The organism is Desulfobulbaceae bacterium (assembly GCA_015231515.1).
Lineage (GTDB): Bacteria > Desulfobacterota > Desulfobulbia > Desulfobulbales > VMSU01 > JADGBM01.
In genome coordinates this window covers 1-14,244 of sequence record JADGBM010000080.1, presented here as the reverse complement: position 1 = coordinate 14,244, position 14,244 = coordinate 1, and the positions used below count along the sequence as shown (strand labels likewise).

10 protein-coding genes are annotated in these 14,244 nt (G+C 46.9%); 5 read left to right on the top strand and 5 right to left on the bottom strand.

Translation table 11 applies throughout. The annotated features are described in order from the left end of the window. From HQK80_11805 to HQK80_11795, 3 genes are all read left to right on the top strand, one after another. On the top strand, window positions 1–595 hold a 595-nt coding region (locus HQK80_11805), incomplete at its 5' end, for an L-seryl-tRNA(Sec) selenium transferase (protein ID MBF0222893.1). Between the two features lie 26 nt (window positions 596–621). Further along, on the top strand, window positions 622–2,868 hold the full coding sequence (locus HQK80_11800) for a tetratricopeptide repeat protein (protein ID MBF0222892.1): 2,247 nt from the start codon (window positions 622–624) through the stop codon (window positions 2,866–2,868). 39 nt (window positions 2,869–2,907) lie between these two features. After that, window positions 2,908–3,603 carry a TIGR00730 family Rossman fold protein gene (locus tag HQK80_11795; GenBank protein ID MBF0222891.1) on the top strand — a complete coding sequence of 232 codons (696 nt, stop codon included), beginning with the start codon at window positions 2,908–2,910 and terminating at the stop codon, window positions 3,601–3,603. A 39-nt stretch (window positions 3,604–3,642) separates the two neighbouring features. Here the strand turns inward: HQK80_11795 and typA are convergent, their stop codons facing one another. From typA to tadA, 4 genes are all read right to left on the bottom strand, one after another. Then, window positions 3,643–5,439 (bottom strand): translational GTPase TypA, encoded by a 1,797-nt coding sequence (typA, locus tag HQK80_11790; protein MBF0222890.1) that lies wholly within the window; start codon window positions 5,437–5,439, stop codon window positions 3,643–3,645. A gap of 192 nt (window positions 5,440–5,631) precedes the next feature. Further along, window positions 5,632–6,531, bottom strand: a complete 900-nt coding sequence (locus HQK80_11785) for an HDOD domain-containing protein (GenBank protein ID MBF0222889.1) — start codon at window positions 6,529–6,531, stop codon at window positions 5,632–5,634. 43 nt (window positions 6,532–6,574) lie between these two features. Continuing rightward, window positions 6,575–7,744, bottom strand: a complete 1,170-nt coding sequence (locus HQK80_11780; GenBank protein MBF0222888.1) for a P-loop NTPase — start codon at window positions 7,742–7,744, stop codon at window positions 6,575–6,577. Window positions 7,745–7,747: 3 nt separating this feature from the next. Continuing rightward, window positions 7,748–10,417: a Flp pilus assembly complex ATPase component TadA gene (gene tadA / locus HQK80_11775; protein MBF0222887.1), complete on the bottom strand. Its 2,670-nt coding sequence runs from the start codon at window positions 10,415–10,417 to the stop codon at window positions 7,748–7,750. 303 nt (window positions 10,418–10,720) lie between these two features. Here tadA and HQK80_11770 point away from each other — a divergent pair, with 303 nt between their 5' ends. Further along, window positions 10,721–11,674, top strand: a complete 954-nt coding sequence (locus HQK80_11770; GenBank protein ID MBF0222886.1) for a DUF1566 domain-containing protein — start codon at window positions 10,721–10,723, stop codon at window positions 11,672–11,674. On the opposite strand, the gene HQK80_11765 is transcribed toward HQK80_11770, so the two are convergent. Next, window positions 11,587–13,662 (bottom strand): radical SAM protein, encoded by a 2,076-nt coding sequence (locus tag HQK80_11765; protein MBF0222885.1) that lies wholly within the window; start codon window positions 13,660–13,662, stop codon window positions 11,587–11,589. The two genes, HQK80_11770 and HQK80_11765, sit on opposite strands and share 88 nt — an antisense overlap. A gap of 235 nt (window positions 13,663–13,897) precedes the next feature. Between HQK80_11765 and HQK80_11760 the strand changes: the two genes are divergently transcribed. Beyond that, window positions 13,898–14,244: DUF21 domain-containing protein (locus HQK80_11760; protein MBF0222884.1), on the top strand; the 347-nt coding region annotated here is incomplete at its 3' end.

Below are 14,244 nucleotides of genomic sequence, written 5' to 3'. Positions count from 1 at the left end.
GGGCCACGAGCCGACAGTGAGTGAGGTTGTTAGTTCCGGCGTTGATGTGGTTACTTTTAGCGGTGATAAGCTGTTGGGGGGGCCCCAGGCCGGACTTATTGTCGGTACCAAAGATATCATAGCGAAAATTAAGAAAAATCCGATGAACCGGGCTCTGCGCATAGATAAATTCACCCTGGCGGGTCTGGAGGCCACTTTGCGCTTATATTATGATCAGCTGGCGGTTTTTAAAACCATACCGACGCTGGCAATGTTAAGCGCCCCTTTAGAGGCGATTACTAAAAAGGCCTGTCGCCTGGTTCGCCAAATCAAAAAGCCTCTTGCTGAAAGCTGCTATGTATATACAATTGATACTGAGTCAAAAGTTGGTGGTGGCGCTATGCCAGAGCGCAACCTGCCGACTAAGGCTGTGGCGCTGAAGCCATTTAAGCTGACAGTTAATGAGCTGGAGGAGAGTCTGCGCAAGCAGCGAATTCCTGTTATTGGTCGAATTGAAAACGACCAGTTTATTCTCGATATGCGGACGGTAAGCGATAGAGAGATCGTCGAGTTAGCCACCTGTTTAATCGGTGCTTTCGTTAATACAAAATTGTAAAATTCAGGGATGAGGTATAGCCGTACATGTCATTTCCTTTTAACATGAGTGAAGAAAAACTTACGAACTCTGATTTTGCTCGTTTTGAGTTTCAGTTCATAAGCTCAGCACTTGAATTGCTCCCCTGTAATACCGTTCATTTCCTGCCAGTACTTACCGATGCTGATGATGGAGCGCTACCTGAAAATAATAGTTTGCCGGAGGTCTGGAAGGCTGGCAGGAAAATGGTGACAAGCCAGCTCAAACCTGTGATGGATCCCGACAAGGATCTGTTGTTTTTGCCAATCTGGAACGGTCTTACCGACCTGGCCGCAGTGGCAGTGATGTCAGCAGGGAGTAAAGGCCTTTATGCAGATTTTTCGGCAGAGTGGCTTGTGGAGCGCAGCAGATTGCTTTCCCGCGAGTATCGTCGTATTAAACACTGGGCCTATGACTCTGTCTCGGGTCTTTTGAACGGCGCGCATTTGCGCAGTGAGCTCGATGTTCTTACTCGATTGTATAATCATGATTCTCAATTAGTCCTTGGTGATGGTAGATCTGAGAGCTGGCATCTTTTTTTGATTGAAGTCGGCCTGCGGGCATCTGATGCTGATCAAATGGTACAGGCCGTCAGCGGCATTGGTGCTTATCTTGACTCGCTGGTTGGTGGTGCTTCTGTATATCATCTTGGGGTTGGGGTGTTTGGCATTCTGTGGAACTGTCAAGACAGTATGGAGATTCCAAAATTTGGTTATGCCCTCTTGCGTAAGCTGAAACGCCAGAAAATTGCTAAGGTTCATATCGGTGTCGCCTCACTTTTTGGTGAGGCGCTCACAACGGGAACTCCACTTGATAATGCCGATAAAGTTTTGTCTGAGGGCTGGGGGGCTCTCTCAACCGCTCGTGAGCGTGGGGTTTACGCCATGTGTCTGGCCGAGGATCTTAAGCAGGGCGATCACCCCTTTGCCCCACTTCCATCAGAACTCTTGGCTCAGCTTAAAAAAAGATGGCGAAGTTTAAATCAATTCTCACTGGCGGTTATTGAGCAAGATATCAGGATCGGGGAGTGTTTTCCTCTGCGGGTAAAATCGCTGGCCGGTGAGGCAGGTTTGTTGTTTGATCTTGATGCCGGCCGGGTAGTTGTTTTGCTTCCAGATCTCTTTGATGAGCAAGCCGAAGAGTGGATAGCTTCAATGCAAGCGAAAGTAGCGGCGCTTGGTATTGGCAGCTTCTCGATTGGTATCGCCTCATATCCCTGCCCCGGTTTTCATAAAAACCATATTCCGATGAATGCCTTAAAGGCCTTGGTTCACACTAATTTTCTGGGTGCGGGTACTGTTACCATGTTTTCTGGGGTCAGCTTGAATATCAGCGGCGATTATTACTATAACGAAGGCGACCTCGTTAAGGCGATACAAGAGTATCGATTAGGTCTTAATCTGGATCCGGAAAACAGCAACTTACTGAATAGTCTTGGGGTGATTTATGCGCAGTTGAACAACCACAAAAAGGCAATTTCGGTATTTGAAAAGGCAACTGTGGTTCAACCGAAGGATTTTATGGCACTTGTAAACCTAGGCTTTGCCTTTCAGGCTTTAGGCGATACTGAAAGTGCTATCAGGAATTTTGAAAAGGCCAATAAGATTAACGGGTCATATTTCGATCTGCTTCTCCAGTTGGGTCAGTTGTACTGCCAAGAGCGAAAATTTCAAAGGGCTGTAAAGGTGTTGTTGCAAGCTGAAAAAACATTTTCCAACAGTTCATTGAACGTTGATAAAACCCCGTGGGAACGATGTGAGCCCTGGTTACACGCTGAAAATGGCCTGGGGCACGGCCTGGTTTACAGGTATCTTGGTGAGGCGTTTAAGGCGCTTGGAAAAAATACCGAGGCCATGACCTATCTTCAGAGGGCCGTGCGCTATAATAGTCGTGATGCCAATGCCTTGAACATGCTTGCTGAATTGTACATTAAGGAAAGCCAGGGGGCGGATATTGCGCTCTCTTTGTGTGAACAGGCGATCGATATTGACGGTAGTTGTGACTCATATTGGTTTATAAAAGGATATATTCTGCACACTCGTCAAGCAATGTGCGATGCCCGTCTTGCCTTACTCCACTGTCTTGATCTCAATAAGAAAAACCTCGACGCCTTGATACTGCTTGCAAAAATATATCAAAAAGAAAAAAATCTTCCTCAAGCCAGAAAGACCTGTTTAAGGATATTAAGGCTTGATGGCACTAATAAGTGGGCTGCAAAGGCCTTAAAGCAATTAAACCAGCAAAACCTGAACTAAATGGTTTGTAGATGATTCCCGGCACAGCCGGACCAGGAGATGAGTATGCCAGGATTTAGCAACAATAATAAGTCATCCATGGACAAGCAGCAGTATTGGCTTGATAATTTCAACGTCGGGGATTCCTGGCGTTTGTTTAAAATTATGTCAGAGTTTGTTGATGGATTTGACTCGTTATCTGAGATTAACAGACCCGCTGTATCGATTTTTGGCTCGGCGAGAACAGATAAAAACGATGAGTATTATAAGTTGACAGAGACTATTGCCGGTGGGTTGGCCAAAGCGGGCTATGCCATAATTACCGGGGGCGGTCCAGGTATTATGGAGGCTGCTAATAAAGGCGCGGCTGAGGCTGGAGGGATATCGGTCGGCTTGAATATTAACCTGCCATTTGAGCAGGAGCCCAACCCTTTTTCTAATCTGCCTTTGAGCTTCAAATATTTTTTTATCAGGAAGGTGATGTTTATTAAATACGCTATGGCGTTTGTTGGCATGCCCGGTGGGTTTGGCACATTGGACGAACTGTTTGAGGCGGTCACCTTGATTCAAACCAGGCGCATCAAGAGTTTTCCGATTATTCTTGTCGGAACAGAGTATTGGTCTGGAATGGTGGATTGGATAAAAGACAAGATGTTGTCTTCTGCAAACATTAGCAACGATGATCTGTTTTACTTCCAGGTGCTGGATGACCCAGATGAGATCGTCAATACGATTAAAAGAACGGTGATTATATAAGAGGTTCGAACCCCTAACCTAACCCCTAACCCCTAAACTCTAACATCGTAAGGATTTAATCGATCTTTTCCGTATCCGTATCGAAACAGGTGTCACTTCGACAAGTTCGTCTTCGCCGATATAGGCGATGTAATCCTCTAATGTCATTTTTATTGGTGGCGTGAGGACAACGGCCTCATCAGATCCGGAAGCCCTCATGTTGGTGAGCTTTTTGCCTTTTGCCGGATTGATAACTAAGTCACTGGGGCGGCAATGCTCTCCGATGATTTGGCCTTCATAGACGTCCTCACCTGGACCCAGAAAAATTTTGCCGCGTTCTTGCAGGTTGAAGAGGGCAAAGGCCACGGTTTTGCAAGTCTCTTTGACTATGAGTACACCGTTGGAGCGGTTGCTGATATCACCGGCGTAAGGGGCGTACTCTGCAAAAACATAGTTCATAATACCCATGCCTTTGGTGTCGGTCATAAACTGTGATCGAAAACCCAACAGACCCCGGGTTGGTATCTTGTATATGAGTCGGGTTATGCCGTTTTCGGTATTCATTTCGTTGATTTTGCCTTTGAGCTTGCCAAGTTTTTCGATAACGGTTCCCTGGTATTGCTCGTCGACATCAACGGTCAGTTCTTCAAACGGTTCAAGCTTTTGACCGTCAACCTCTTTAAAGAGAACCTGGGGACTGGGTAACTGGAACTCATACCCCTCCCGCCGCATCTTCTCGATAAGTATCGACAGGTGCAACTCACCCCGGCCAGCTACTTTAAACCCGACAGCCTCGGTTAACGGCTCAAACTGTAGAGCGACATCGGAAAGAATCTCTCTCTGGAGACGTTCTTCAATGTTTCGTGAGGTGACAAATTTCCCTTCACGGCCGGCAAAGGGAGAATCGTTAGGGATGAAATTCATTACCAAAGTTGGTGGGTCAATATCAATAATTGGTAGAGGCTTAGGGTCGAGTGGATCGGTAAAGGTAACACCAACCGTGATGTCTTCGAAACCGGCAACTGCGACAATTTCTCCAACAGTTGCGGTATCGGTGGCCACTTTTTCATTGCTTTCAAAGCGAAAAATTTTAGATATTCGCGTATTAACGATTGTGCCGTCTCTTTTTACAACAGCAACATCCTTGTTGGTCTGAAGTGTGCCGTTGACCACTTTTCCTGTGCCTAAACGGCCAAGATACGGTGAATAATCGATGGTGTTTATCTGCATCTGCAGGGGTGCATTAATATCTCCTGAAGGTGGGGGGATAAACTCGATGATTTTTTCCGACACCGGGGTCATGTCTTTATTGTCGTCACCCAGGTTGAATAGAGCGTAGCCCTCCTTTGAAGAGGCATAGACTACCGGAAAATCAAGTAAGTGGTCGGGGGCATTAAGCTTGACAAAAAGATCAAAAACCTGATCGACTGCCCAATCACAACGAGCCGCAGGTTTATCTATTTTATTGATGACGACAATAATCGGGATAGCCGCAGCCAGGGCCTTTTTGAGAACAAAATAGGTCTGGGGCATTGGGCCTTCCTGGGCATCGACCAGGAGTAAGGCGCCATCAGCCATACGCATAACACGCTCAACCTGGCCGCCGAAATCGGCATGGCCGGGTGTATCGATAATATTGATGAAATATTCTTTGTAGAGATAGGAGCCGTTCTTGGAGGCGATGGTGATCCCTCTTTCACGCTCTAAGTCCATAGAGTCCATCAATCGTTCAGAGACAGTCTCATTCTCGCGGTACATGCCGCTTTGCTTAAAAAGTTGGTCAACTAAAGTGGTTTTGCCATGGTCAACATGGGCAATAATAGCTACGTTTCGAATGTATTTCTGTTCTGTTGTCATCTGAGTATGTTCGGTAGGTAAAACGTCGGCGGGGACATTTAATATAGTGAAAAAGGGGACTAACGTATATCAAATGTCCGAAATAGGCAAGGTAATGTTGTTTTCTGCCCAAAAAAAACTATTTTGAGAAAAAAATTCTGGTTGGTGGGCTCGGTTATTTGCCGGGGTGAATAGCATGCCTCCCAGGACAATTTAGCGGCTGCCGAGAATTCCCATGACCTTGTGGCTGTCTTCCTGGATCAGCTGATTTATTTGCACCAGCAGGAGCTCAGTTGTCTGGTTGCCAAGATCGAAACCACTCTTGGTAAGATAACTCATGGCGTTCGGGCCGATCAAGTGCGGGAGCTCAAGGTTAGCCTCAAAAGGTGAGGCGGGAAACCCTGCAAGTTTGGTGAAAATATTGGCCTGGTAGATCAGGCACGAACCGGTGGGGTAGGTTTTGTCCTGCCATGGGGCATGGTGATAAAACACCTGGTTGATAATTTTATTTGGGATGCGCCATTGTTGCAGGACTGTTGCTGCGACCTGGTAATGAGTTACTCCCAATATTTTTTTCTCAGCTTTGCTGAAAGAAACTTTTCTTGTTGCCACATAATCAACAATTTGGGTGAACTCTTTGTTGAAGTAGACATCAAAAATAACTTTGCCCATATCATGAATGAGACCGGAAAGAAAAAGTGAACCGTCGTCTGGTATCGAAAAATGGCGGGCGAGAAACTTGGCAATCTGACTACAGATGACCGAATGTTGCCAGAATTTTTCTCTGCTGAAAATCGAGTCCTCCTGCTCGGGCGGGAAGAAGTTTTGAATAGAGATGGCTGAAAGTATGCCCTTCACCTCCGTTAAACCGAGAATCGTTAAGGCATGTGTTATTGAAGTTACTGTGTTCAGCGTCCCGTAAAATGGCGAGTTTGCTATTTTCAAGATACGTGTTGCAATTGAAAGGTCTTGCTCGATCAGTTCTGCAATTTTTGAGAGGGGTGTATCATCGTTGTGAAGCAGTTCCATGATCTTCTTCGAAACAATCGGAAGTGTAGGGATTTGCTCAATTTTTCGAACAATTTCGTCAATGTTTTTAATTGTGTCGGTCATCTGTTCTTTGTCAGTTCACTGAATCAGCTTTGTAGGCGTTAATTCAGTTCTGTTTTTCCGGAGTTGCCCCTGCTTCCCTGAGGTAACGATCAAGGTCAAGGATAATGGGTTTTAATTCACTGTTTCCATTCTGGCTGTTGTCAGTGTTTTGTATGACATTGTGGCCATTTCTTGAGTGACTGCTTTGTAACTCTTTGCGAATCTCCTTAAGTTCATTTGAAATCGATTCGATTCCCTCGGCAATGGATTTGGCTAAGAGCGTCAAAGATTGATCGGGGGTGGAACCTGCTGAATCCGGTTCAACTTTAGCAGTGGCTTCAGGAAGAGTTTTCGTTGTAGTGGCAGGCTGGGAGGTGGTAGCCTTTTCTTTAACCTGGATTGCCGGTGGCTGTGTTTTTGGTCCGGTTAACTCCAGAGGGTTAGCCATAAAATTGAGGCATCTTTCCCAGAAGCTGACAATTTCCTGGTCAAACTTTTCCGGCTTGTTTTCCAACAGCCGTTCGGTGATTTTTTTAATGCATTTTGAGGCAATTGTGTCAGGGAAGAGTTTAAGGAAAGGGACCTGTCTGCTGACAGCCTCGGTAAGCTTTGTATCTTTGTACACGACACCAAGGACTTCAATTGAAATACTCATGTATTGCGTAACAGCATCTTTAAAGCGTTTGTATACAGCCTTGGCGGTTTTGATATCGGTGCATTGATTGATGACTACCTTTATGTTGCCGGTATAGTTGTTGGCGGCAAGAACTTTCAGCAGGGCATAGGCATCTGTCAACGAGGTGGGTTCCGGGGTAATTACCACCAGAGTTTCCGGGCAGGAAAGGCAGAAGGCTATAACGTTTTTGGTAATACCTGCTGAAGTGTCGAAGAGGAGGTAGTCATAACTGGCCAGGTGAGAAAGTGATTTGAGCAGGTCAGTGAGTACGGCAGGATCCATGTTGGCCAACTCTTCAACACCCGAACTGCCAGGCAGGATATCAATCCCATGGGTGGAGACCAGAACATCGGTTAATGATTTTTTGTTATGAACTAAATCAAGAATGTCATGGGTTGGCCGTATTCCTAGCAAGATATTGATGTTGGCAAGACCAAGGTCTGCATCAAAAAGGCATACCTTGTGGCCAAGATTTGAAAGTTGCAGGGCAATATTCAGGCTTATGTTGGTTTTGCCAACACCGCCTTTGCCGCTCGTTATTGCTAGCGCTCGTGTCATTGGTTACCCGGATGCCGGCAGGGCGCTGATGTCGATTCTGCCAGCCTTTTCTTTGATGGTAAAAAGAACAAGTTCACACTGCTGCTGTCTGCATACTTCGCTGAAACTGTCGGTAATGAAATCACCAAAAATTTTTCTGTCAACTGGCGTACTTTTGACTGACTCAAGGTTGGAAAGCTCCAGGTAGCGGGCGTGCATTGCATTGATAATGTTCTGTTCCGTTTCTGGGCTGGACAGTGCGAAGCCATCGTGGAAGATACTTTTGTCGACCCGCGAACTGGCGGCGAGGTCAGCTTTCATTTTATGGTATTTCTTGAATGATTTTATCATGTCATGGGGGACGTTACGGATAATCTCCTCCAGAGTAATTTCGCTGAGTTTGAGCAGGCCATCATCAACCATGGTTTTCATGCCGTTGTCTAAGGCAATGTTTTTAAGTTCTTCGCGTTCGGCGCCTCGGCTGACAGCTTGCGGGTCATCAATGGTGTAGAGTTCCGATATAAGGGAGCGCCCATCATAGCCGGTAAAATTGCACGAATCACAGCCCTTACCCTTATGAAATTTGAGGTGGGACGGAAACTCTTCAAAAACCTGAGACCACTCGTCTTCATGAGGTATAAAGCTTTCGCTACAGGTCGGGCAGATTCTGCGAACCAGGCGCTGGGCGATAATGCTCGATAGACATGAGGCAATCTGACTGCGGTCAACATCAAGATCGGTTAAGCGATCAATAGAACTGACGGAGTCATTGGTGTGGAGAGTGCTTAAGACGAGGTGGCCAGTCTGCGAGGCATCAAAGCCGATATTTGCCGTCTCTGAATCACGTATTTCGCCAATCAGGATAACGTCAGGGTCGAGGCGTAAAAAGGAGCGCAGCAGTCTGGCAAAGGTCAGGTTGATTTTAGTGTTCACCTGAGTCTGCATAATGCCGGAAAAACTGTATTCAATAGGGTCTTCGGCGGTGATTATCTTTACGGTCGGATTGTAGATGTACTTGAGGGCGCCATACAGGGTTGATGATTTTCCGCTGCCGGTTGGGCCGGTGACCAGGTTCATTCCAGCGGAGCTTACGATGCAGCGTTTAAAAGTGTCAAGGACGTGGGGGGAGTGGTTGAGGTTTTCTAAGCCGACGCTTGCCTTCCGTGAATCTAGAATTCGAATGGTGACATTTTCTCCGGAAATAGCTCGACAGGTGGCTACCCTGAAATCAAGATCGGCTTTTTTGCCGCTGGTCTTGTCGAAATAGTTGATTCGAAAGACGCCGTCTTGTGGAAGACGTTTTTCGGAAATATCGAGATTGGACAATATTTTGATTCGAGAAACGATTGAATTGGCTTTTTGGTGGATTTTTTTCTTGAGCCAGCCTTTAGCAAAATCATGCATTACCCCGTCAATACGGTAACGAAGCTTAACGCCTTCACGATCTTGCTCAAAATGAATATCACTGGCCTTGTGAGAGATTCCAAGCTTGATCATGTGGTTGACCAGCTCTTCAGCCTCGATATCTTTGTCGCCGTAGAGAGGTTTGTCTTTGCTGGCGGACATCTCTTCGTCTACTTCAAGTTGAAGAAAGTCCACCATCTCTTTTGACCCACCATCTGTGCCAAAGAAATCGTCTTCATCTTCAATTTCATGGGTAAGCCCGCCGAGCTTTTTGCTGTAGAGGATCTCAAAGATTTCCGAGAATTTTTCGGGTGTAATAAGGATACAGCTAATCTCGAGATGGGAGTAAATATCTTTGAGCTCTCGGGCGGAATGAATTTTCTCGGGAAGAAACACCCCCAGGGATAATTTTTTATCGACGAGTGTGATTGGAATGATCAGGTTGTTTTCGGAATATTTCTGACTGACGATACCAGGAAGTACCTTTTTGTCCTTTTCGCTGTGGACAAAACCATCCAGCGATTTAAACGGGATGTTGTACTGTTTGGCGAGGATTGCCTGCATTTGAAAGGCGGTGATAATTTTTTTCCTGACCAGGGTCTCCCCGAATCGCTCGGACCCTTGTGAGTTTTCTTTTAAAAGAGCGTGAAGATCTTCTTTTTTTAAAATCCCATCTTGAACCAGGTACTCTCCCAGGCGGATGTTTTTTTTGTGTTTATTAAGAACGTAGTTCAGGTCTAGTGGATTAATTACGCCCATGGCGCAGAGAATTTCACCGATAGGGCGGGTGCTGCCCTGGATTTTCAGGGCCTCTTCGACAGCCTTTTCAGTTACCTTGCCCAGGGTAATTGCCATTTCACCGATCTTAGGGGCATTGAGTTGCTCGCGGAGAAGAACTTGCAGCTGGGCAGGACCAATGAGTCCCTCCTTGACCAGCATTGTCCCCAGAAATTGACCTTTAGGCTGGTCTTTGAGGCAGCGATCGAGCTGATCCTGGTTAATCATGCCCTTTTCCACAGCTAGAGCCCCGAGAGATTTTTTCAAGGAGGGGTGTTTGAGGATTTCGTCAAGATCCTGGCGTTTTATGGTGCCTGTTTCTACAAGAATTCTGCCAATGGTATAGCCAGCTAACTTTCGCTCTTTTGACTGAGTTTCGAGGGCCTTGGATAGATCAACTTTCTTTATGAAACCTTCCTGGATAAGAAGCTCTCCAATCCTGGTGACCCCGTCAACGCTTGGCGTTTTTGTCGAAACTTTAAGGTCGGATGTTTGAAGGGTTTCTGCTGCCATGCTTAACCATTGTGTCTGATTCGATGAGAACGTATTGATCTTTCTGTGATTAATATTGCGTAGCTAAAAGTATTGTACATAAAATATAAAAAAATAAGCAAGCATCAAGGTTGCATAATACCTAATTTGAATTAGCTTGTAGATTCAGGTGTTAATGGTTTGTAAAATACCTGATTGTTTTTTTAGTGCCTTACAGAGTATTTTTTTTGTTTTTTTACAAGAAAATACTCTGCGAAAGGCACTTATCCCGTTCATCGGGGTTAGAAACTCTAAAGTCAAAACAATGCATCAAGAGGGGTTATTATGGGAATGTTTAAAAAGCTCAGCCAGAGTGATTCGACATCGAAAAATATTGAGTGGGATATGACTCCTGATCTTGCGTTTTGTATGTATTCAGCCAAGGGACTGCGTGAGGGGTTAACCAATACAAGTGAACGGACCTGTTATTTCTTTATTGATAACTGGGGCGATGAGCCAAAACTATATCTTATGGAACGCGGCGTCAGGCATGTTAACATATTGGCAGAGGTCAAGGCTCCTCCAGCAATGTTGATTGATTGCATCGTGAATCAGGGCGGTTCAGCATCTTCAAAGGATAATTTTACAGTGGATACTGCCTTGAAGAACTGGTTGATTGCCGAGGTGGTTGAACCTGATGACAGTCCGTATCTGTTTCCGGTCATTGGAGAAGGGGAGGTAGCGGAAGATTTTGGTGAGCCGCTGCCTCTTATTACGGCAGAAGGCCTTGTGGCTAATCCGATTGCTCTGCCCGCTGAGCCCTGTACACTTCTTGATGAACAAATTGAACCGCTCGTCAAGCGCTATAATTTTTTTGATGCTCAACGTAATCCCCAGGGAGTATTTGAGAATTTTTTGGTAGACAGCGGTGATTCGTGCACAGTAGTTGACTTGCGCACCAAGCTTATGTGGCAGTCTGCTGGCCTTGATCTTTGTTCGATCCGCAGTATGACAGGGAAAATCGTACAATTAAATATAGATGGGTTCGCGGGCTATAATGACTGGCGTATGCCCACAGTTGAAGAGGCTATGTCACTTATGGAAACAACTCCCAACGCAAAGGGCAGCCATCTGCACCCGTGCTTTTCCAAAGAGCAGCCCTTTATTTTTGTGGCAGCCCGGCGCAAGCCAACCGGCTACTGGTTTGTTGATTATAAACGTGGTCGGCTGTATTGGTCTTCCGGCACAGTTCCTGGTGGGTTTTGTCGATTATGTCGTAGTTTGGACAGAGCCTCTTGAAAATGCTCGAAACTCAAGGGGGCATGAAGGCCGTTGGGCTCCGGCGTCAAGGCCGCGCTCAGATAGGAGTGCATAAATGACTGCTCGCGCCGTCGGCAGTCGTCAAGGGAGAACTTCAACTGTTTCTTGGCGGGGCGTTTGGGGTGGGACGTCTTCGGGGCAAACCTTGGCCAGGGCTCGGCAAAAACCCTCTGGCCAAAACGAAGCCGGTACAGAAAAGAGTGATGCGTAGAAATGGCCCCGGCCCAAGGATAGTGATCGAGCTGATAGCCTTGGGAAAGGCTGTCGATTCTTTCTTCCAGCCTCCCGTCATCGTCGGAGGCTGAATCGTCTGCTGCCATGCTGAATAGCGGGAAAAGCCGGAAAACGTCACCTCGGGCATGGTATGCGGAAGCAATGCCGTACTGTTCGGGATGACATGAGATCAAAGACCCGGGGGTCAGATTAAATTCACCGGCGATAAATTGGTCAATGACGGCGCTTTGCCGGTCAATCAGTTCAATGGTTGCCTCCGCCTCCTGGAGGGTCTCCCCCGGGTGATTGAGAAAGGTCATCCAGCTTGTCGCAATTCCAGCCTGATGGAAATTTCGGTTGATCCGGCAGATCAACTCCGCATCAATCCCCTTGTTCATAAGACGAAGCACCCGGTCGGCGCCGCTTTCGATTCCAAAGGCTACGGCCCGTAAGCCAGCCTGGAAGAGAAGCCGACAGCGCTCCTGGGTGTAGGCGGCTTCGATACGCAGGTCGGTCGACCAGCGGATGTCAAGCCCTTCTGCAATGATTCGCTCTGACAAGGCCAAAGCGTAGGCCGGAGAAAGAACATCGGCGGAAAGATAAAAATTGCTTACCCCGAATTCATCCTGCAAGGCCTGTAGATCAGCCACGGCCTGCGCCACCGGAATCTCGCGGTAGGAATGCATTCCTGATTGATTAAACCCATAGCAGCAGAAAGAACATTTGTTCCAGTAGCACCCTCTGGTTGGACTGTACAGCAGCAGCCGATCCGGAGCAAGGTAGCGGTTCAGTTCAAAATCGGAGTAGTCCGGTTTGGCAGCCTCGGTCGGATCAAAGGTAACGACGGGTCCTTTTATGAAGGAACCGGACTCCGCTCCCTTCATCATCAGGTTAGGAATCGCTGCAAACGCCTCGTTTGGCATATTTTTTTCATTAAGCAAGGGCAGGAGTCGGGCCAGGGTTTGTTCCCCTTCCTGGAGGCCGACTGCGTCAACGTAATCAAAAATGTGCTGGGCCGTCTCATCGGCGCTGTTGCGCATGATCTGATCGATGCATGGACCGCCAAGAATCAAAAAGCAATCAGGGAAAAACTCCTTGATCATGCGGCAGAGATAAAAGGTCTCCGGAATCTGGGAGACAAAAGTCAGCGAGATGCCGACAAAACGCGGGTTGACAAAACTGCTCAATTGACTTCGATAAAAAGGGTCAAGTGGGCTTTTTTTCTGGGCTATGTAAGAATCGAGCAGGTTGAAATCCCATGGTGCCACGAGATGGTCGGCGCGGTTAAAACTGAAGCGAAAGGGAAAACAGAGTGCTTCCAGCACCTGAAACAACTCTTCGAACCCATCCCGGGCCGCCAGATATCTCTTTTTCTGGTAAAATTGGCGTGGATCCTTCATGACAGCATGGCAATCGGAAAAGTCGCGGCACAAGGGGAGCGCCTCGGCAAGGCGCCAATACTCCATCTGCTCATACAGGGTCAACCGTTGGCGGCGGTTTAACTCCTGAAGTCGAGCCGACAGTTGATGACGCCATTTTTCCATCGTTTCGCCAGCCAGCAGAAAAGAGAGGCATTCAACGTTAAAATCCTGCAGCTCGACGCTGATTCCGCGCTGATGCAGGTACCCTTTAAGGGTGGGCAACCCCACATAGGCCCAGGTAGGATCAGCAAAGGGCGGGAAAATCAGGTGGGAGGTGTTCTTGTCCCTTGGGATGGTACGGGTGGAGTTCTTCAGACAGACGGACTGGTTCATTGCTTCCTGGTTAACTATTTGAGGGCATTGGATTATCTTATCCCCGTTATGAATATTCTTCTATTGAGAATGATATACAGAGAATGAATAGGCCTGACAAAATTAGAGTTGTCAAGAATATTTAATTAAGAGTAAGGTGCCAATTCAATAGATTAAAATGAAAATGCCCTGTGAATACCCGGCTTGTTGTGGGATTTGTAACAAGTTAAAATCGAGGAGATACGTCTACTAAGATATGAACACTGATACCCTGCTGTTAATTACCTATGTGTTGCTGGCAATAGGCCTTTCATTTCTCTGTTCAGTTGCTGAAGCTGTGTTACTGAGCATGACGCCTTCATATATCGAGGGGCAGAAGGAAAAACGACCAAAACATGCGGCGCGCTTGAAGCGATTGAAACAGGACAATGTTGATCAATCACTCGCGGCCATTTTGACTCTGAATACGTTCGCGCACACGGTCGGGGCGCTAGGTGCAGGTGCGAAAGCTACTGTTGTCTTTGGGGGCGCCTGGTTTGGTCTGTTCTCTGCGGCCATGACGTTGGCTATTCTGTTTTTATCTGAAATTGTTCCTAAAACCAT